This is a genomic window from Streptomyces sp. NPDC102451 (assembly GCF_044765485.1).
In the GTDB taxonomy this organism is placed as follows: domain Bacteria; phylum Actinomycetota; class Actinomycetes; order Streptomycetales; family Streptomycetaceae; genus Streptomyces.
Genome location: NZ_JBIWKD010000003.1, coordinates 622,025 through 641,444 on the forward strand (window position 1 = coordinate 622,025; position 19,420 = coordinate 641,444).

Consider the following 19,420-nt stretch of genomic DNA (forward strand, 5'->3'; position numbering starts at 1 on the left):
GCGGCGCGCCCCGAGTGATCGACGAGCGGGAGGCCCGGCCGGTTCCCCGGGCCCGGGGAGTGTGAGTGAGGGGACGTCAGATACGTCGGATACGTCGGATACGCCCGCGCCGTCAGGCGATCGCACGGCCGATCAGATAGACGGCGGGGGCCGCGGCCGTGAGCGGCAGCGCCACCCCGGCCGTCATGTGCACGAAGCGGGACGGGTAGTCGTAGCTCGCGACCCGCAGGCCGATCAGTGCGCAGCCGCCCGCCGCGAACCCGAGGTACGCGGCCTGCGCGCCGAAGTCAGTGAGCGCCCCTGCGGCCAGGCCCGCACCCGCCGCGGCCAGCAGTGCCACGACGACCGAGGCCGGACCGGGCAGCGGCAGGGCCCTGACGAGCACGGCCAGGGCGACCGCGATGCCGCCCACCGTCACGGCGTCGGGGACGGCCGCCAGATGTCCGGCGGCCAGCACGGCGAGCGCGGCCGAGGCGACGGTGGCCGTCAGGCCGTACATCCGCTCGTCGGCCCCGGCGCGGCTGCGCAGCTGGAGGACGAGGGTGAGCAGCACCCAGACGCCGAGCGTGCCGAGGATCGCCGCCGGGGCGTTGCTCCGGCCCGCCGCGAGCAGCACGGCGTCGGCCACCGCACCGCCGGCGAAGGCGAGCGCGATGCCCTGCCTGGCCGGCCACATGCCGTTGAGCCGGAACCACCCCGCGGCCGTCACGGCCTGGAGCAGGACCAGGGGTACGAGCAGGGCGTAGGGCCCGATCGCGGCACCGAGAGCGAGGAGCAGGCCGAGGCCCGCGGTGATCGCGGCGGGCTGCATCCCCGGCGCGATGATCGGCGAACGCCCCTCGGCGCGGGCCCGCTGGGCATCGGTGATCCGGCTGTTGCCCAGAGTGGTGGGCGCGCTGTAGCCGGAAGCGTCGGCAGCGGCGGCCGGGGCCTGCGGGGCCGTCGGGGCGGGCGGTGCGGCCGGGGCCTCGGGCGGCAGGGGGTAGGCACCCTGCGCTCCCTGCGGCCCGTGTGCTTCCTGCGCCGCCTGCGCTTCCTGCGCGGCAGGCGCGGCGGGCGCGGCCTGGTGCTGCGGCTGGATCGTCGGCTGGTACTGGGTGTCCCAGGTCTGGCCCTGCCACGTCTGGGTCACGCCCTGGTCCGCGGGGTACGCGGCCCGGTGGCCGCCCTGCTCCGGGTAGGCGCCCTGCTCCGGGTGGACCGGGGGCTGCTGCTGGGCGTACGGCTGCTGGTGTCCGTACGCGGGCTGCTGCTGCCCGTAGGCCTGCCCTGACTCGGGGTCGTAGGGCGGCTGTCCCTGGTACTGCTGCCCCTGGTACTGCTGCCCGTGTCCCGGGTCGTACGGATACTGCTGATCGCTGTTGCTCATGGTCTGCGGTTCACCCTCCTGCGAACGGCGGGAGCACCTCGACCGTGCCGCCCTCGGCAAGCCGTACGGTCTCATGACCACGGGTCCCCACGGGATTCCCGTCGATCAGGAACGAGCATCGGAGCAGTACGCGCGTCAGCTCACCGGGGTGCCGCTCGCGCACCCCGTCGAGCGCCTCGGCGAGTGTCTCCGCCGTGTACGGCTCCTCCGCGGTCCCTGCGGCGGCCTTGGCCGCGGCCCAGTAGCGGATCGTCCCCGCTGCCATGGCGGCACCCCTTTCGTCGTACGTCGGCGTCCATCATGGATCACGCCGAGTCCGTCCAGTCGGCGATACGGCCCAGCAGCCCCTCGTCGGCGGCGTTCTCCGCGTGACCCATGCCGTGCTCCATCCAGAGTTCCGCCCCGTCCCCCGCCGCTCCCGCCAGCATCCGGGGGTGGTCGACGGGGAAGTACGGGTCCCGGTCGCCGTGCACGATCAGCAGGGGCACGGTGATCAGCGGGACGGCCTCCACCGGCGAGAGCGGCACGGGGTTCCAGTCCTCGCGGTGGATCCGGGTGCGGAAGCCGTAGCGGCCGACGAGCCGGCCCGTGGGGCGGGTGACGACCCAGTGCAGCCGGCGCATGGGGGCCGTACCCCGGTAGTACCAGCGGGCCGGCGCACTCACCGAGACGACCGCATCCGTATGCGCGCCTTCGTGCGCCCTTGCGCGCCCCCTGTGCCCCTCGTGCGCCTTGTCCGCCCCGGTGCGCCGCCCCACCCGTTCGGCCCCCGCCGTTCCCGATTCCTCGTCGATGAATTCACCGGCTTCCGGCGCCGTATACAGAGCGGCATGCCGAAGCACCACGGAACCGCCCATGGAGAAGCCGACCGTAACGATGCGCCGGTGTCCCAGCGACCGTGCCCAGGCGACCGCGGCCGCCAGATCGAGCACCTCGCGGTCGCCCACGGTGGACCGTCCGCCGGACCTTCCATGACCCCGGAAGGAGAACGTGATCACGGCCGCACGCTGCGCGAACACCTCGGCGGCCCGCAGCAGCGCCGGCCGGTCGGCAGCGCCGGTGAAGCCGTGCGCGAGGACCACCGCGGGCCCTCCGGACGCACCGCCCCCGGCGACCCCGGAACCCGCCGTACACGGGGTGTACACCGCCTCGATACGGACCCCGTCACCGGTCAGCAACGTGGTGCGCCGAGTGGCCGGCGTGATCGAGGGAACAGAAGAACTCGGGAATCGACCCTCGGACACAGAACTCATGTGGGCTATTCTGCTGCGAAGAGGATCCGGGCAATGCAGCCCCCGGGTCCTTTTGTGCTTTCCGAGCGTTGTTACGACAGCGTTTCGACAAGCTCAGCGGTCCCCGGTTACGGGACCGCACAGTAAAAAACGTATGACGGCCGTCGCGGGTGACGACCGACGTACGGGAGTACGAAGCAGTGCCGCATACTCCCCCGGGTCCGACCCGGGAGTGCCCCTCTCGCAGGGAACGAGGAGGACCGACGTAATGGGCGAGCTGAACGTGCACGATCGACCGACGACCCAGGCAGGTGGGCGGCGATGAGTTCACTGCTGCTTCTGACGAATGCCCTTCAACCGTCGACGGAGGTGCTCCCCGCCCTCGGTCTTCTGCTCCACAGCGTGCGGGTCGCCCCCGCCGAGGGACCCGCGCTCGTCGACACCCCGGGTGCCGACGTCATTCTCATCGACGGCCGCCGGGACCTCCCCCAGGTGCGCTCGCTCTGTCAGCTGCTGCGGTCCACCGGGCCCGGCTGTCCGCTGATCCTCGTCGTGACGGAGGGCGGCCTCGCGGCCGTCACCGCCGACTGGGGCATCGACGACGTCCTGCTGGACACCGCGGGTCCCGCGGAGGTCGAGGCCCGGCTGCGGCTGGCCACCGGCCGCCAGCAGATCACCTCCGACGACTCCCCCATGGAGATCCGTAACGGCGATCTGTCGGTCGACGAGGCGACATACAGCGCCAAGCTCAAGGGCCGGGTCCTCGACCTGACCTTCAAGGAGTTCGAGCTGCTCAAGTACCTCGCGCAGCACCCGGGCCGGGTCTTCACCCGCGCCCAGCTGCTCCAGGAGGTCTGGGGCTACGACTACTTCGGCGGCACCCGCACGGTCGACGTCCACGTACGGCGGCTGCGGGCCAAGCTCGGCCCCGAGCACGAGTCGCTGATCGGCACCGTACGCAACGTCGGCTACCGCTTCGTCACCCCCGAGAAGGGGGACCGGGGCGGCGAGGACGCCAAGGCCAAGGCGGCATCGGTGCCCACGGACGAGGGGGTCACCCGTTCGGAGCAGCCGGTGGAGGCTGAGATCACCGAAGAAGCGCCGGTACGGCCTGCCAAGAGGTAGTTCCATCCGCGTAGACTGCCGCGCGTGGCCAAGGTGACGCGGGACGATGTGGCGAGACTGGCGGGGACCTCGACAGCGGTCGTCAGCTACGTCATCAACAACGGACCCAGGCCGGTCGCCCCGGCCACGCGCGAGCGGGTGCTCGCCGCGATCAAGGAGCTGGGCTACCGGCCCGACCGGGTCGCCCAGGCCATGGCCTCGCGGCGCACCGACCTCATAGGGATGATCGTGCCGGACGCCCGGCAGCCCTTCTTCGCCGAGATGGCCCACGCGGTCGAACAGGCGGCGGCGGAGCGCGGGAAGATGGTGCTCGTCGGCAACTCGGACTACCGCGACGAGCGCGAGGTCCACTATCTGCGGGCCTTCCTCGGCATGCGGGTCTCCGGGCTGATCCTGGTCAGCCAGGGCCCCAGCGAGCGTGCGGCGGCCGAGATAGAGGCGTGGGACGCCCGTGTGGTGCTGCTGCACGAGCGCCCCGAGGCGATCGACGACGTCGCGGTCGTCACCGACGACGTCGGCGGCGCCCAGCTCGCCACCCGCCACCTCCTGGAGCACGGCAACGCCTACGTGGCGTGCCTCGGCGGCATGGAGTCGACCCCGGTGGTCGGTGACCCGGTCGCCGACCACATCGAGGGCTGGCGCCGGGCGATGCAGGAGGCCGGGAAGCCCACGGAGGGCCGGCTCTTCCACGCCCCGTACAACCGTTACGACGCCTACCAGGTGGCCCTGAAGCTGCTCGCCGGCCCCGACAGGCCCCCGGCGATCTTCTGCTCCACGGACGACCAGGCCATCGGGGTGCTGCGGGCCGCGCGCGAGCTGCGGATCGACGTACCGGGTGAGCTCGCGGTCGCGGGCTTCGACGACGTGAAGGAGGCGGGGCTGACCGACCCGCCGCTCACCACGGTCTTCTCCGACCGCCCGGCGATGGCCCGGGCCGCCGTGGACCTGGTCCTCGACGACTCGCTGCGGGTCTCGGGGTCACGGCGCGAGCGGCTGAAGCAGTTCCCGTCCGCGCTGGTGGTGCGCCGGTCCTGCGGCTGCGGCGAACCGACGGTCACCGCCCGGTAGCGGCGCGCTCCCTTATATCGGGCATACGAGGTTCTGCCGGGCTTCTCAGCGGGCACTCAGGCTGCTCTCATGTTCGCTGGCCACTCTCGTAGACATGACCGACAGCCACCGCCCGAGCGGCGAGTACCCGATGTCCCCCTCGCACGACAACGGTTCGCGCGACAACGGTCCGTACGGCACGGACTCGTACGGCACCGGCGCGTACGGCACAGGTGCGTACGGTGCCGCTCCGCACGGCTCCGCTCCGTACGGCGGTGGCGAGGCGGCCTACCCGCCGCCGCCGGCCTACCGGCCCGAGCAGGGGACCGCCGAGGTGCCCGCAGCCGCCCACGCCTGGCCCGCCCCGGCCCCCGAGCCCGCCCCGGCCGACGACGCCCCGAAGTCCGAGCGCCGGGTCAAGCGGCCGCTCGCCCTGCTGGCGGCCGTGGCCATCGCCGCCGCGGCGATCGGCGGCGGCACCGCCACCCTGATCGGCGAGCTCGCGAACGGCAGCTCCAGCAGCTCCGGATCCAGCGGCGTCGCCAACGGCACCACCGTCTCGCAGAGCAGCGCCGGCACCGTCTCCGGTGTGGCGACGGCCGTGTCACCGGCCATCGTCGAGATCAGCGCGACGTCCTCGGCGGGCGACGCCACCGGTTCGGGTGTCGTCATCACGGCGGACGGCGAGATCGTCACCAACAACCACGTCATCTCGGGCGCCTCCACGATCAAGGTGGCCCTCAGCACGGGCAAGTCGTACACCGCGGATGTCGTCGGCACGGACGCCGACAAGGACCTGGCGCTCATCAAGCTCCAGGGCGCGAGCGGCCTGAAGACCGCCTCGCTCGGCGACTCCTCCTCGGTGAAGGTCGGCGACCAGGTCGTGGCGATCGGCTCCCCCGAGGGCCTCACCGGCACGGTCACCAGCGGCATCGTCTCGGCGCTCGACCGTGATGTCACGGTCGCCAAGGACGACGAGCAGGAACAGCAGCAGCAACAGGGCGGCCAGAACTGGCCGTTCGAGTTCGGCGGCCAGCAGTTCAACGGCGAGACCGGCTCGTCCAAGACGACGTACAAGGCCATCCAGACCGACGCCTCGCTCAACCCCGGGAACTCCGGCGGCGCCCTGATCAACATGAACGGCGAGATCATCGGCATCAACTCCGCCATGTACTCCCCCAGTTCGTCCAGCACCTCGGGCAGCTCCGCCGCGGGCAGCGTCGGCCTGGGCTTCGCCATCCCCGTCAACACCGTCAAGGCCGACCTGGACGCCCTGCGCTCCGGCGACGGCTCCTGACCAGGAGGACTCCATGAACCCCGACACCCCGGTGGCCGCCGGTCCCTCCGGCCTGGCCCTCCCCCTCGCCCTGGCCGCCGAGCTGGCAGGCCGCGCCTCCACCGCGGCGGACCCCCGCCCGCCGGAGGTCCGCACCACCGGCACCGGCCGCAAGCGCCGTGCCGCGCGACGCCGTGCGGCGGCCGTGCGAGGCTGAGAACCGAGCACCCCGCACCCGGCCCGAAGGAAGAGGACGAAGAAGCGATGAGCCCCGCCGAAGACGATCCCCAGCGCGTCCTGATCGTCGACGACGAGCCCGCCGTGCGCGAGGCCCTGCAGCGCAGCCTGGCGTTCGAGGGGTACGGCACGGAGGTGGCGGTGGACGGTTACGACGCCCTCGCCAAGGCCGAGTCGTACGCCCCCGACCTGATCGTCCTGGACATCCAGATGCCCCGCATGGACGGCCTCACCGCCGCCCGGCGCATCCGCTCCACCGGGTCGACCACCCCCATCCTGATGCTCACCGCCCGCGACACCGTCGGCGACCGGGTCACCGGCCTCGACGCCGGCGCCGACGACTACCTCGTGAAGCCCTTCGAGCTGGACGAGCTCTTCGCCCGTATCCGCGCCCTGCTGCGCCGCAGCTCGTACGCGGTCGCGGCGGGCGGGCCCCTTCCGGACGACGACGTGCTGTCCTTCGCGGACCTCCGCATGGACCTGAACACCCGTGAGGTCACCCGTGGCACGCGCCGGGTCGAGCTGACCCGCACCGAGTTCACCCTGCTGGAGATGTTCCTGGCGCACCCCCGGCAGGTGCTGACCCGCGAGCAGATCCTGAAGGCCGTCTGGGGCTTCGACTTCGAGCCGAGCTCCAACTCCCTGGACGTGTACGTGATGTACCTGCGCCGCAAGACGGAGGCGGGCGGCGAACCGCGCCTCGTCCACACGGTACGGGGCGTCGGGTACGCCCTGCGCTCCGGCGGCGGTGAGGGGTGACCGGCCTGAGACGCCGGCTCCGCGCCCTGCCGCTGCGCTCACGGCTCGCCCTGCTGGTCGCCATGGCGGTCGCCGTGGCGGTGGCGGCGGTGGCCGTCTCCTGCTGGTTCGTGACACGGGACCAGCTGCAGCAGCAGCTCGACCAGTCACTGCGCGGGTCCAAGGTCGACGAGCAGTACCTGACGGATCTGTACACGTACTGCAAGGGCGGCACCACACTGCCGCCCCGGCCCTTCACCGGCGGGACGGTCCAGCTGATCGACTCCCAGGGCACCGTCTGCATCGCTCCCGACGCTGCGAAGCTGCCGGTGAGCGACGAGGACCTCGAAGTGACGACGCGGCAGCGCTCCTACGCCCTGCACACGGAGACGGACGAGGACGGCGCGAGCATGCGCGTCTACACCTCCCAGCTGGACATCCGCCGGGCCCCCGGCTCCGGGCCCGGAAGCCTCGCCGTCACCTTCGCCCGCCCCATGAGCGAGGTCACCGATCCGCTCTCCACGCTCGCCTGGGTCCTGCTCCTCGTCTCGGGGATCGGCGTCGTCGGCGCGGGGGCGGCCGGCCTGTGGGTCGCCCGTACCGGGCTGCGCCCGGTCGACGACCTCGCGGGCGCCGTCGAGCACGTCGCACGCACGGAGGACCTGACCGTACGGATCCCGGTCGAGGGCGAGGACGAGATCGCCCGGCTCTCCCGGTCGTTCAACTCCATGACCAGCTCCCTGGCCACCTCGCGCGACCGCCAGTCCCAGCTCATCGCGGACGCCGGCCACGAGCTGCGCACCCCGCTGACCTCGCTCCGTACGAACATCGAGCTGCTCTCCCGCAGCGACGACACGGGCCGGGCCATCCCGCCCGAGGACCGCAAGGCCCTGATGGCCTCGGTGAAGGCGCAGATGACGGAGCTCGCCGCGCTCATCGGCGACCTCCAGGAGCTCTCCCGCCCCGACGCCGCGGAGCCGGGCCCGCTCCAGGTGGTCGCCCTGCACGACATCACCCGGACCGCTCTGCAGCGCGCCAGGCTGCGCGGACCGGAGCTGACGATCACCGCCGAGCTGGCCCCCTGGTACGTACGCGCCGAACCGGCGGCGCTGGAGCGCGCGGTCGTCAACGTCCTGGACAACGCGGTGAAGTTCAGCCCCCCGCGCGGGACGATCGACGTCGCCCTGCACCGCGGCGAGCTGACCGTGCGGGACCACGGCCCCGGCATCCCCGCCGAGGAACTCCCGCACGTCTTCGACCGCTTCTGGCGCTCCCCCTCGGCCCGCCAGCTCCCCGGCTCCGGCCTCGGCCTCTCGATCGTGGCCCGCACGGTCCAGCAGGCGGGCGGCGAGATCGCCCTGAGCCCGGCCGACGGCGGCGGCACGAAGGCCACGATCCGCCTCCCGGGAGCACCCCAGCCCCCGCCCTCGGGGTCCACGCTGTCGGGCGACCGGAGCGGCTCGTAGAGTTCCGCTCGCCGAGGCGGGGCAGTGTGCGGGACAGGGAGTCCGTGCTGCCGGGGATGTCGGTGGGCGGACTGGCCGGACACCTCGCGCGCAGCGTTCTGCAGGTCGCGTGGTTCCTCGACGACCAGGTGGCCGGCGCGGAACTACCCAGTATGTTCAAATGGCTCTGGACAGAGCGTTGTTGTGTGAACCTGACGTGCCATCGCGCGAAGGAGACCGTGTGTTCCCCAACGGGGCATTCGAACAGGGAAAGCCGCACCCGGCGCGGGTCTACGACAGCCTCCTCGGTGGCAAGGACAACTACCCGGTGGACCAAGCCGTCGCGGAGGGCATCGCCCAGCGCTGGCCGGAAATCCAGCGCAGTGCGCAGCAGAACCGGGCATGGATGGCACGCGCTGTGCGGCACATGGTGAAGGAGGGCGGTGTCACCCAGTTCTTGGACATCGGCACCGGCATCCCCACCCGGCCCAACCTGCACGAGATCGCTCAAGGCATGGTGCCGTCGGCCCGGATCGTCTACGTGGACAACGACCCCGTGGTGCTGCGGCACGCCGAGGCGCTGCTCACCCCGGTATCACCGGAGGGCCGCTCGACCTACTTGCAAGCCGACCTGCGTGACCCGCGCGCGGTACTGGAATCGCCCGAGGTGACCGAGACACTCGACATGACACGTCCGGTGGGCCTGGTCCTGGCCGCGATCCTGCACTTCCTCGACGAGGACGAGGACCCGGCGGGTGTCCTGCGGGTTCTCGTGGACGCTCTTCCGGCCGGCTCGTACGTCGCGTTGTCCCATGCCTGCGGTGACGCAGATCCCGTCAGGGCAGCGGAGGCATCGGCCTTCTACCGGCAGAACAAAGTCTCCAAGCCCGTGGTGCTGCGCACGCAGAAGCAGATCGAGGAATTCTTCACGGGACTGGAACTGCTGGAGCCGGGCGTAGTGACCGTCGACCGCTGGCGCCCGGACGCATCGGTGTCCGAGGGGCCTGACGATATGGGGTTCCGTGGCGGCGTGGGCCTCAAGCGCGGAACTGCCTGAGGGCTGAAAGGCGTCGCCGACCGACGCTTGGGGCTGTCGGGGCCTGGGTGCCGCTACCACCGGGACACGAACGCGGCCACACCGAACGCGTGAGCGCGGTCGCGCGCCTGGGGCGGCCGCAGTGATGTACCCCGGAGGAACCTCCCCGGGCTGCCGACAAGCCACGCAGCGGACCAGGCTCGACGGCCGTGCGCCGCCCCGGCGTATCCGGATCACGTACCTGCCCGCTCAGGCCAGATCGTCGAACTCGCCCTCCTTCGCCCCGCCGAGGAAGGCGCGGAGCTTGGCCCGGGTGGTGCGTACGACCACGTCCGGGTGGTCGCTCTCACGCAGCAGTATCTCGCCGTCGTGCTCGGCGAGTTCGAGGCAGTTATTGCCCTCGGCGCCGGATGACTTCGAGGACTTGCGCCACTGAATTTCCATGATTCTCACGCCTTCATAGTCTCTGCGATTCCGCGAATGAAGTCCCGTGAACTCTTCGGATCGAGGGACCGGCTCTCCACCCGGTCCAGCACGGCTCGGTAGTTCACGAGTCGGGTTTCGGCGTCGATGAACGCAGGCCCGGTCGCCGTGTCCGTCTGCACGGTGTCGAGCTGTGGGACTGGGCCGCAGACGTATTGTGTCGAACTCCCGACCTCCGGGAAACCGCCCGCCGCGAAGGGGATCACCCGGACCGCAACGTTGTCCCGCTCCGACTCCTGCAGCAGGTACCTGAGTTGGCTGTACGCGACGTCGGCGCCGCCGTACGTCATCCGCAGCACGGCCTCGTGGAGGAGAAACACGCAGGCGGGCGCGCCTTCCCTGTCCAGCACATCACGGCGTCGCAGCCGGTGCGAGAGCTGACGGCGGAGGCGTTCCGGGCTCAGGGGCGGTACGACCTCCGCGAACACGGCGCGGGCGTACTCCTCGTTCTGCAACAGCCCCGGCATATACATGATCTGCACCGACCGGATCGCTACGGCGTGATGCTCAAGCTCCGCCAGATCGAGCGCCCCGCTGACAAGGTCGCCCCGGTAGTCCTCCCACCAGCCGTTCGTTCGTTCCTCCGCCATGCCGGCCAAGGCGTCGACGTAGGCGGCGTCCGGGCACCCGTAATGACCGGCCCATGTGCGGACGCGTGCAGCACTCACTCCGAACCGTCCCGCTTCGCTGTTGCTGACGGTGGTGCGGTCCGTACCCAACGCGGCAGCCGCCTCCGTGAGCGACAGGCCTGTGCGCTCCCGGAGTTTGCGCAACTCAGTACCCAACCTGCGCTGGCGCGCCGTGGGCGACTTCCTCGACGCCATCGGATTCCCCTCCCCATCGGCCCCCAGTGTGACCCGTCACCCGATGGGATGCACTTAACCCACCACGTTACCCATCTATACCCAACGCGTGAGGTAATCGGTTGGTAGAGCCCTGATCACCGCATCGCCACCAGGGTCAACGAGCAGCGTGCCCGTTCGGAGCGCGCCACGTGGGGAGAACGACATGACCAGCGTCCACACCACCGCACCCTCCGTCTCACCACTCCCTCAGGACGGCGAGGACTACCGGCTCTCCCTGCCCAACACCGCGCGGTCGGCCGGGGTGGCCCGGCACTTCGTCACCTCGCTGCTCACCGGCACCGCGCACAGCGCCATCGTCGACGACGCGCGCCTCTGCGTGACCGAGGTTGTGGCCAACGCCCATCGCCACACCCGTACTTCACTGATCCGTGTGCATGTGACGGTCGGCCGGGAGCAGGTGACCGTCTCCGTCGCCGACGACGCACCCTGGACCGCGCCCGCACCAGGTGGGATGCCCAGCGGCCCCACGCAGGAGTGCGGGCGGGGACTGATCCTCCTGGAGCAGCTCGCCCTGGCCTGGGGGTCGGACGTCTGCGGGTGCTGCACACCCAGCCACAAGGCGGTGTGGTTCACGCTCGCCGCTGACACGCGGGTCGCCGTGTAACGCCCGGCTCCGCGCCCGCACGGCACTTGAGGCCTGACCGCCCGCCGTGATCCACCGGCGTGGCCGGTCACCGGCCCGCCCCACCCCGACGGACACTGATGCGCCGCACCACCGGCGCGGCTTCGCGCTGCGCTCCTCCGGCATGCCCGGATCCGGTTTGGACCCCCGTTCCCCGCGCCCTGCAGGAGGTCGGTTCGACCGCTGCCCGGCATGCCCAGCCGCGCGCATGGCTGCCTGCCGTGACGTGGCTGATCGGCGCGGGACTGCACCCGCGCGCAGGAGAGACGACGTTGTCCGTCGCCCGCGACCTCGCCGCGCGGATGGATTACGTGCGCGGCTTCGTGCTGTACGACCTCGACGGCACGGCCGCTCGATGCGGGGTGTCGACGGCGACGGTGAAACGCCATGTCCGGGTGCTGCGGGAGCTGGGTGCGCTGGCGTGGCAACGGCACGGCACGAAGAGGAACCTCCGGCTCCCGGGCCGCCCGTACACAGCCACCGCCACGATCTACGCGGCGACGATCCCGGCCGCGTACGACGAGGCCATGGCCCACCGGCTCACCGGCACCGGCTACGGCGCCCGGGTGCGCGGGGTGACGGACCACGGGCGGGCACGCGCGGCACGCGCCGCCCGCACGAACGCACAGCCTGTGGACAACATGCCCTCCGGTACGCGTCGTTCCGCACAAGGTGCACCCCATTCTCCTGGCTCCCACCACGACGTACCTGTCTCTGATCTGGACGGCGGGCTCAACTACACGTCGCGCATAGGCGCTTCGCGCGCAAAGGGCGGAGGCCGGACACGCCGGAAGGCCCGCACAGGACGTGGCCCGTCGCCCCGGAGCCCGTGGCAGGTGGCCCGCGACATCAGGGTCGCGGAGCAGGTCCGGCCCCTCGTCGGCTGGACCCAGCGGGAAGGACTCCGCCGCCTGGCCTTCGCGCTGCGGCCCTTGATCGACCAGGGCCTGGAGGCCCACGACATCGCCGCCGAGCTGGTCGGCCTGGCCATGGGCTGGCGCCCCGCGCGACCGGCCGCGTACATCACCGCCGCCCTCGCCCGGGACCGGCGGGCCGATCCGGTTCACCGGCCGGACAAGGAACGGACGGCGGACCCCGCCGCCCACCAGGAGTGGCAGCAGTGGCTGCGCAGCCGCCAGGCCGATGCCCCGGCGCGCACGGACGACGACCGCCGCCACGCCCGCCTCTACGCCTGGGACCGGTGGCACGAGGTGGCCGCCCACTACGACGAGGACCCGGACGACGCCCTGGACCTCTACGGGGCCCGGCTGTGCGCCTACGCCGCGAAGCGGGCCGGGTCGACTCGCTGGCACCGTGAATGATCAGGGCTCCGTGCCGCCCCTTCGGGCGCTTCCCTCCGGGCAGCGGACGGCAGCGACGCAGGGGCCGCGATCCGCCCCCCGGGGGCACCCGGCCCTTAAGGCCGACGGCCCGCCACATCGTGTGGCGGGCCGTCGGTCTGTGCGGCCGTCCCCGGCAGGGGTTCAGGACGCGGGGCTACTGCACCAGCGTGATCCGGTCCGTGGCCGGCGGGGCCAGCGGGGCGTCGGCGGTGGAGTGCGCCGCCAGGTACGCGTTGAACAGGTCCAGGTCGGACGCGCCGACCAGCTTGTTCGTGCCCGCGCCGAGGGCCGCGAAGCCGTCGCCGCCGCCCGCGAGGAACTCGTTCATCGCGACGCGGTACGACTTCGCCGGGTCGATCGCCTCACCGTTCAGCCGGATCGTGTCCGCGACCACCCGGTCCGCGCCCGACTTCGTCAGGTCCAGCGTGTACGTGAGGCCCTTCGAGACCTGGAGGATCTTCGGGGAGGCCTCGTTGGAGCCGCTGACCTGCTGCTGGAGCGCGGCCACCAGCTGCGCGCCCGTCAGGTCGACGACGTTCATCATGTTGGTGAACGGCTGGACCGTGAACGCCTCGCCGTACGTCACCACCCCGTCGCCCTCGCTGCCGGACGCCGCGTGCACCAGGTCCGCGCGGATGCCGCCCGGGTTCATGAACGCGACGACCGCGCCGCCCTTGTCCGCGGGGGCCAGGCCCTCCAGCTGGGCGTCGGCGATCAGGTTGCCGAGCGGCTTCTCGGGAGCCGTGGAGCCGCGGCCGTTGATGTCGGCCGTGATCCAGCCCTGCGGCCGGTTCGCGATGGGGGCGGCGAGCGTGTTCCAGCGGGCGATCAGCTTCGTCATGTCGGTGGCCTTGGCCTGGTCCCGGCTGACGATGTGGTTCGCCGACTCCACCGACGTACGCACGATGTCATTGGTCCGGCGGTCGTAGGTGAGGGTCGTGTCGGTGTAGAGCTTGCCGAACGACGACGCCGAGGTGACCATGCGCGGCTTGCCCGAGGGGTCCGGGACCGTGCAGACGTACGCCTGGTGGGTGTGGCCCGTGACCAGGGCGTCGACCTTCGGCGTGATGCCCTTGGCGATGTCCACGATCGGCCCGGAGATGCCGTCACCGGCCCCGGGGCTGTCGCAGTCGTAGTTGTACGACGCCGAGGCCGGGGCCCCGCCCTCGTGGATCAGCGCGACGATGGACTTGACGCCCTGGCGGTCCAGCTCCTTGGCGTACTTGTTGACCGTCTCGATCTCGTCGTGGAACTTCAGGCCCTTGACGCCGTTGGCCGTGACGATGTTCGGCGTGCCCTCCAGGGTCACCCCGATGAAGCCGATCTTGACGCCGTTCTTCTTCCAGACCGTGTACGGCTTGAGGATCGGCTTGCCGGTCTTCTCGCTCGTCACATTGGCCGCGAGGTAGGGGAAGTCCGCGCCCTTGAACTTCTTGCCCTTCTCGTAACAGCCCTCGACCGGGTGGCAGCCGCCGTTCTGGAGGCGGGCCAGCTCGGTGGCCCCCTCGTCGAACTCGTGGTTGCCCACGGCCGTGACGTCGAGGTCGAGCCCGTTGAGCGCCTCGATGGTCGGCTCGTCGTGGAAGAGCCCCGACAGCAGCGGGCTCGCGCCGACCATGTCGCCGCCGGCCGCGGTGACGGAGTACGGGTTCCCCTTGCGCGCGGTGCGCAGCGAGGTCGCGAGGTACTCGACGCCACCGGCGGGGACGGACGTCACCGTGCCGTCGGCCTGCGTCTCACTGACCGTCCCGGCGGAACCGGCCGGCGGCTCCAGGTTGCCGTGCAGGTCGTTGAAGGAGAGCAGCTGCACATCGACGGTGCGGGACTGGTGGCCGTGGCCGTGCCCCTTGCCCCGGTCGTGCGCACCGGCCGGCATCGCGGCGACGAGCGCGCCGACGGTGACGAGCCCGGCGGTGGCGGCGAGCACCCGCCGGGACGCACGGTTCTTCTGTGGATTCGCTGACATCGGTCCCCTTCGAGTCTTCTGGATCCTGCTGCCGCAGCCTAGAGTCAACGCGCGTAGCGCGACAGGGTTGTGCGGTTACGAGCAGGTTGCGTCCGGGTCGGGAAGCCGCACAGCCCGCAAACGGCGCATACCTGACGGGAGGCCCGGAACGCTCTGCTGACGGGTGGTCACTGTCACGGTTGGACGACAGGCACGCCACAAGCCGATCAGCACGGGCCCGGGCCGGGGCCCGCAAACCGGGCACCGGAGGCTGAGATCGCCCCGCCATATGGCGTCATTCCCGCCCGGAACAGCCTCAACTGGCCCTCCTTCCGGTCCGGAAGCCGTGTCGGAGGGGCCCTCTAGTCTCCGCCTCATGAGGAATTCAAAGCTTCTTGTAGCCCTGCTCGCCGCCGGACTGCTCACCGCCGGCTGCAACTCCGGCGACGGTGACGACGGTGGCTCGCACAGAAAGTCCCGTTCGAACCACGGCTCCGGCTCCGGCAACGACTCCGACGAGGGCGGCGGCTCCGCGGCCGCGCCGGAGGGCGACCTCGCGGTCCTGATCGACGGCCCGCAGAAGGAGGTCCTCAAGAGCGGCGACGAGGGCCTCAAGGTCACCCCGAAGCCCGCTCAGGGAGCGTCGTTCACCAAGCAGATCGAGCACAAGCTGCAGGAGACCGTGCTCTCCGAAGTGAAGGTTCCCGGTAAGACCTCGGCCACCTGCCCGGACGGCGTGACGCAGAAGGCCAGTGCGGTCAGCCGGTGCACCGTGACGTACGAGGGGGCCGAGATCCCCTACACGGTCACGATCAGCGACTCGTACCGCGAGGGCAGCTTCATCACCTCCTACAAGGCACGGGCCGACAAGGGCCTGCTGGTCGCGAAGGCCGCGTACCAGGCGTTCTTCGAGCAGTACGGCGCCGAGTCCGGGCGCAGCGACGCGAGCAAGCTGTCCTGCGAGGAGCTCCCCGCCGCCAAGGCCGTCGACTGGGGGACCGACATCGGTGACACGTGCCAGTTCTGGAGCAAGTACGGCGGCGACAAGGGCGACGGCGGGTACAAGACCGTGAAGCTCACGGCCGCCCAGGCCGGCTACTCCGTCCCCGGCTTCGAGGAAATCCAGTAGCTCCACCGGGCCCGGTGGGGCGTTTCCGGCGGCGCAGCCCCGACGCCATGGAACGCCCCACCCCCCGCGCCGTACGCTCGTACCCATGACGACTGACGCACCCCTCCCCTCCCCCGGGCGTGAGATCGAGACCCTCGACGCGCTCACCCCCGAGCAGGCCGACGCGGTCCTCGCCCTCCTCGGCGAGGCCGCCGGGACCGACGGCCGGCAGGCCGTGTCCGAGCAGGGGCGGCTGCAGTTGAGGGGCGGGCACCGCGAGGGCGTCCGGCATTTCCTGCTCACCGTCGACGGGGCGCTGGCCGGATACGCGCAGCTGGAGGACACCGACCCCGTCGAGGCCCCCGCAGCCGAGCTGGTCGTGGACCCCGCCCACCGGGGCCGCGGGCACGGCCGGGCGCTCGGTGCCGCGCTCCTCGCCGCGACCGGGAAGCGGCTGCGGGTCTGGGCGCACGGCGGCAAGTCGGCCGCCCGGCACCTCGCGCAGGTGCTCGGCCTCTCCCTCTTCCGCGAACTGCGCCAGCTCCGGCGCCCCTTGACCGACCTCGACATCGCCGAGCCGGCGCTCCCGCCGGGCGTCACCGTGCGCACCTTCGTGCCCGGGCAGGACGACGCGGCCTGGCTCGCCGTCAACAGCGCCGCGTTCGCCCACCATCCGGAGCAGGGCTCCCTGACCCAGCGGGACCTGGACGACCGCAAGGCCGAGCCCTGGTTCGACCCGGAGGGCTTCTTCCTGGCCGAGCGCGACGGCGAGCTCATCGGCTTCCACTGGACGAAGGTGCACGCCGAGGACGAGCTCGGCGAGGTCTACGTCGTCGGGATCCGCCCCGACGCCCAGGGCGGCGGCCTCGGCAAGGCCCTCACCGCGATCGGGCTGCGCCACCTGGCCTCCCGGGGACTGCCGACGGCGATGCTCTATGTGGACGCCGACAACCCGGCGGCCCTGTCGGTCTACGAGCGGATGGGCTTCGCCACGCACGAGGTCGACCTGATGTACCGCACGGAGTCCTGAGCAGCACCAACACCCCCAGGGGCGGCGTCACTTGACGCCGCCCCTTCTTTCCGACACCCTTTCACTACTCAATTAGTGAAAGGGTGGTGCACATGGCAGAGTCCGCAGCGGTCGAATTCCGCATCGACCGGCGCAGCGGCGTCGCCACCTACCTCCAGATCGTGCAGCAGACCAAGCAGGCGCTCCGCCTGGGTGTGCTGGAGCCGGGAGACCGGCTGCCCACGGCCCGCGAGGTCGTCGAGGCCACGGCGATCAACCCGAACACCGTGCTCAAGGCCTACCGCGAACTGGAACGCGAAGGCCTCGTCGAGGCCCGGCGCGGCCTCGGCACCTTCGTCCGCCGCACCCTCGGCAGCGCGGCGGTCACCACCGACGCGCCCCTGCGCGCCGAACTCACCGAGTGGACCCGCAGGGCCCGCGCGGCCGGACTGGACAAGGACGACGTGAGCGCGCTCTTCACCGACGTACTGGACAGCACATTCAAGGGGGACCAGCACTGATGACCGGTGCCGCGATCGAGGCGAACGGCCTCGGCATGACCTACGGACGGAAGCGCGGGTGGGCCCTGCGCGACTGCTCGTTCCGGCTGCCCGCCGGGCGGATCTGCGCCCTCGTCGGCCCCAACGGAGCCGGCAAGTCCACGCTGCTCGGCCTCGCCGCCGGCCTCCTGCGGCCCACCGAGGGGTCCCTGCGGGTGCTCGGCGCGGCCCCCGCCGAGGTGCGGCCCCGCATCGCGTACGTCTCCCAGGACAAGCCGCTGTACCCGCAGCTCACCGTCGCCGACACCCTGTGGGCGGGGGCCGAGCTCAACCCCGCCACCTGGGACCGCGAGGCAGCCGGCCGGGTCGCCGGACCGCTCCCCCGGGACGCGAAGATCCGTACCCTCTCCGGCGGTCAGCGCACCCGGCTCGCCCTTGCGCTCGCACTGGGCAAGCGGCCCGAACTGCTGCTGCTGGACGAGCCGATGGCCGACCTCGACCCGCTCGTCCGGCACCAGCTCATGGGCGTCCTGATGGCCGAGACCGCCGAGCACGGGACCACGATCGTGATGTCGTCGCACATCCTCACCGAGCTGGAGGGCTCCTGCGACTACCTCCTGCTCGTCGACGGCGGCCGGGTCCGGCTCGGCGGCGAGAGCGAGGACATCGTCGCCGCGCACGCCCTGGTCACCGGCCAGGCCCGCGACCTCGCCCCGCACACCGTCGTGGAGTCCCGCACGACGGGACGTCAGCTCACCGCACTCGTACGCAAGGAGGGCCCGGTGGACCCCGCCGCCTGGGACGTCAAGGAGCCCTCCCTGGAGGAGCTGCTGCTCGCCCACCTCCGCTCGCCGGAGGCACCACCGCTGCTGACGCCGAGCGCGCACGCCCGCGAGGAGGTGGCCGCCGGATGAGCACCCTCACCACGCTGCGCGGCCCGGCCCGCGTCGTCGTACGCCAGCACCGGTGGACGCTGCGGATCGCCGTGGCCCTCGTGGTCCTGGGGGCCGCCGTCCTGGCGGCCACGCGTCTGCTGACGGCCCGGTTCGCCGACCGGTTCGCGGCCACCGGGTGTTCGGTGGAGCACACGGTGCTCGGGTGCGGCGACACCGTACGGAGCTATCTCGACGACCAGTACCTGCTGCACTGCGTCCTGGTCTACGCCGGGCTGCTCATGCTGGTGCTGCCGGTCCTCGTCGGCGCCTTCGCCGCCGGCCCTCTGATCGCCCGCGAGCTGGAGACCGGAACCTACCGGCTGGCCTGGTCGCAGTCCGTGAGCCCCGCCCGGTGGCTCGCCGCGAAGCTCGCGGTGCCCACGGTGCTGCTGCTCGCCGGCGTCTCGGTCCTGTCCGCCGCCTTCTCCTGGGTGCGGGGGAGGACGGGCACCGAGTACCCCGCCGACTGGTACGACGCCCCGGTCTACGCCACCGTGGGGACCGCTCCCCTCGCCCACGCCCTGCTCGGGCTCACCGTCGGCGCCCTCACCGGGCTGCTGGTACGCCGCACCGTGCCCGCGATGGCGCTGGCGGCGCTGGCCGTCACCGCCGTACTCACCGCCATCGGCACTGTCCGGAAGAGCCTCTGGCCGACGGAGTTCGCCCTCGGCGCGCTCGACGGCCTCACGAACCCCTGGATCGTCGAGAGCGGCCAGATCACCAGCAGCGGCGAACGGCTCCCGGTGGACGTGTGCTGGGGGCAGGGGGCCGACGAGGCCCGCTGCGTCGCTGAACGCGGCATCACGGGCCGGTTCGCCGACTACCACCCCGCCTCCCATTTCTGGCCGATCCAGCTCGTCGAGACCGGCATCCTGCTCGCCCTCGCCGCCCTGGCCCTCGTGCTCGCCTTCCGGATGCTGCGCCGCCGCACCGGCTGAGAGACCACCCCTGTCCGGGCCCCGGGGGGAGTCCGGGCAGGGGGTTCACCGACGGTGAGCGCCGGATACACACCGCAGCCACACCGCTTCCTGTACGTCATGTCACCGTTACCGGCCATTCAGACGGGCTTGCGACCCTCACGGGATGCAGCCAGCTCTGCCCACC

At 71.7% G+C, this 19,420-nt stretch carries 20 protein-coding genes; 14 read left to right on the plus strand and 6 right to left on the minus strand.

The window, feature by feature from the left end; translation table 11 throughout:
- Nucleotides 1–112 precede the first annotated feature (112 nt).
- The 3 genes from ACIRD8_RS10045 to ACIRD8_RS10055 are packed head-to-tail and all read right to left on the minus strand — an operon-like array spanning nt 113 to nt 2,622.
- Nucleotides 113–1,369: a hypothetical protein gene (locus ACIRD8_RS10045; RefSeq protein WP_403988556.1), complete on the minus strand. Its 1,257-nt coding sequence runs from the start codon at nt 1,367–1,369 to the stop codon at nt 113–115.
- Between the two features lie 10 nt (nt 1,370–1,379).
- Nucleotides 1,380–1,634, minus strand: coding sequence for a MoaD/ThiS family protein (locus ACIRD8_RS10050; RefSeq protein ID WP_099174183.1), 255 nt, complete (start codon nt 1,632–1,634; stop codon nt 1,380–1,382).
- Between the two features lie 40 nt (nt 1,635–1,674).
- On the minus strand, nt 1,675–2,622 hold the full coding sequence (locus ACIRD8_RS10055) for an alpha/beta hydrolase (protein WP_403988558.1): 948 nt from the start codon (nt 2,620–2,622) through the stop codon (nt 1,675–1,677).
- 300 nt (nt 2,623–2,922) lie between these two features.
- Between ACIRD8_RS10055 and ACIRD8_RS10060 the strand changes: the two genes are divergently transcribed.
- From ACIRD8_RS10060 to ACIRD8_RS10090, 7 genes are all read left to right on the plus strand, one after another.
- On the plus strand, nt 2,923–3,726 hold the full coding sequence (locus ACIRD8_RS10060) for a response regulator transcription factor (RefSeq protein ID WP_403988560.1): 804 nt from the start codon (nt 2,923–2,925) through the stop codon (nt 3,724–3,726).
- A gap of 24 nt (nt 3,727–3,750) precedes the next feature.
- Nucleotides 3,751–4,794: a LacI family DNA-binding transcriptional regulator gene (locus ACIRD8_RS10065; protein WP_403988562.1), complete on the plus strand. Its 1,044-nt coding sequence runs from the start codon at nt 3,751–3,753 to the stop codon at nt 4,792–4,794.
- 94 nt (nt 4,795–4,888) lie between these two features.
- Nucleotides 4,889–6,070 (plus strand): S1C family serine protease, encoded by a 1,182-nt coding sequence (locus ACIRD8_RS10070; protein ID WP_403988564.1) that lies wholly within the window; start codon nt 4,889–4,891, stop codon nt 6,068–6,070.
- Nucleotides 6,071–6,083: 13 nt separating this feature from the next.
- Nucleotides 6,084–6,266: a hypothetical protein gene (locus ACIRD8_RS10075; RefSeq protein ID WP_403988566.1), complete on the plus strand. Its 183-nt coding sequence runs from the start codon at nt 6,084–6,086 to the stop codon at nt 6,264–6,266.
- Nucleotides 6,267–6,313: 47 nt separating this feature from the next.
- Nucleotides 6,314–7,045 carry a response regulator transcription factor gene (locus tag ACIRD8_RS10080; RefSeq protein ID WP_403988568.1) on the plus strand — a complete coding sequence of 244 codons (732 nt, stop codon included), beginning with the start codon at nt 6,314–6,316 and terminating at the stop codon, nt 7,043–7,045.
- Complete coding sequence (locus tag ACIRD8_RS10085; RefSeq protein ID WP_403988569.1) at nt 7,042–8,490, plus strand: sensor histidine kinase; 1,449 nt, start codon at nt 7,042–7,044, stop codon at nt 8,488–8,490. Before ACIRD8_RS10080 ends, ACIRD8_RS10085 begins: the two co-directional genes overlap by 4 nt.
- Nucleotides 8,491–8,710: 220 nt before the next feature.
- On the plus strand, nt 8,711–9,526 hold the full coding sequence (locus tag ACIRD8_RS10090; protein ID WP_403988725.1) for an SAM-dependent methyltransferase: 816 nt from the start codon (nt 8,711–8,713) through the stop codon (nt 9,524–9,526).
- Between the two features lie 228 nt (nt 9,527–9,754).
- Here the strand turns inward: ACIRD8_RS10090 and ACIRD8_RS10095 are convergent, their stop codons facing one another.
- Together ACIRD8_RS10095 and ACIRD8_RS10100 are read right to left on the minus strand one after the other, a co-directional pair.
- The gene (locus ACIRD8_RS10095) at nt 9,755–9,949 is read right to left on the minus strand and encodes a DUF397 domain-containing protein (protein ID WP_031093559.1); all 195 of its coding nucleotides are present in this window, start codon (nt 9,947–9,949) and stop codon (nt 9,755–9,757) included.
- Between the two features lie 5 nt (nt 9,950–9,954).
- Nucleotides 9,955–10,812 carry a helix-turn-helix domain-containing protein gene (locus ACIRD8_RS10100; protein WP_403988571.1) on the minus strand — a complete coding sequence of 286 codons (858 nt, stop codon included), beginning with the start codon at nt 10,810–10,812 and terminating at the stop codon, nt 9,955–9,957.
- Nucleotides 10,813–10,996: 184 nt separating this feature from the next.
- Between ACIRD8_RS10100 and ACIRD8_RS10105 the strand changes: the two genes are divergently transcribed.
- A complete protein-coding gene (locus tag ACIRD8_RS10105; protein ID WP_403988573.1) occupies nt 10,997–11,458 on the plus strand; it encodes an ATP-binding protein in 462 nt (153 codons plus the stop codon).
- Nucleotides 11,459–11,697: 239 nt separating this feature from the next.
- The gene (locus ACIRD8_RS10110; protein ID WP_403988575.1) at nt 11,698–12,798 is read left to right on the plus strand and encodes a cell wall protein; all 1,101 of its coding nucleotides are present in this window, start codon (nt 11,698–11,700) and stop codon (nt 12,796–12,798) included.
- A gap of 175 nt (nt 12,799–12,973) precedes the next feature.
- On the opposite strand, the gene ACIRD8_RS10115 is transcribed toward ACIRD8_RS10110, so the two are convergent.
- Nucleotides 12,974–14,785, minus strand: a complete 1,812-nt coding sequence (locus ACIRD8_RS10115) for a bifunctional metallophosphatase/5'-nucleotidase (RefSeq protein WP_403988577.1) — start codon at nt 14,783–14,785, stop codon at nt 12,974–12,976.
- A 355-nt stretch (nt 14,786–15,140) separates the two neighbouring features.
- Between ACIRD8_RS10115 and ACIRD8_RS10120 the strand changes: the two genes are divergently transcribed.
- The 5 genes from ACIRD8_RS10120 (at nt 15,141) to ACIRD8_RS10140 (ending at nt 19,254) form a co-directional block, all read left to right on the plus strand.
- The gene (locus tag ACIRD8_RS10120; protein ID WP_403988579.1) at nt 15,141–15,893 is read left to right on the plus strand and encodes a hypothetical protein; all 753 of its coding nucleotides are present in this window, start codon (nt 15,141–15,143) and stop codon (nt 15,891–15,893) included.
- A gap of 85 nt (nt 15,894–15,978) precedes the next feature.
- Nucleotides 15,979–16,902 carry a mycothiol synthase gene (gene mshD, locus ACIRD8_RS10125; protein WP_403988581.1) on the plus strand — a complete coding sequence of 308 codons (924 nt, stop codon included), beginning with the start codon at nt 15,979–15,981 and terminating at the stop codon, nt 16,900–16,902.
- A 92-nt stretch (nt 16,903–16,994) separates the two neighbouring features.
- The gene (locus ACIRD8_RS10130) at nt 16,995–17,402 is read left to right on the plus strand and encodes a GntR family transcriptional regulator (protein ID WP_403988583.1); all 408 of its coding nucleotides are present in this window, start codon (nt 16,995–16,997) and stop codon (nt 17,400–17,402) included.
- Nucleotides 17,402–18,295, plus strand: coding sequence for an ABC transporter ATP-binding protein (locus ACIRD8_RS10135; RefSeq protein WP_403988585.1), 894 nt, complete (start codon nt 17,402–17,404; stop codon nt 18,293–18,295). The genes ACIRD8_RS10130 and ACIRD8_RS10135 overlap by 1 nt, the downstream gene beginning before the upstream one ends.
- The gene (locus tag ACIRD8_RS10140) at nt 18,292–19,254 is read left to right on the plus strand and encodes a hypothetical protein (protein WP_403988587.1); all 963 of its coding nucleotides are present in this window, start codon (nt 18,292–18,294) and stop codon (nt 19,252–19,254) included. The genes ACIRD8_RS10135 and ACIRD8_RS10140 overlap by 4 nt, the downstream gene beginning before the upstream one ends.
- Nucleotides 19,255–19,420 lie beyond the last annotated feature (166 nt).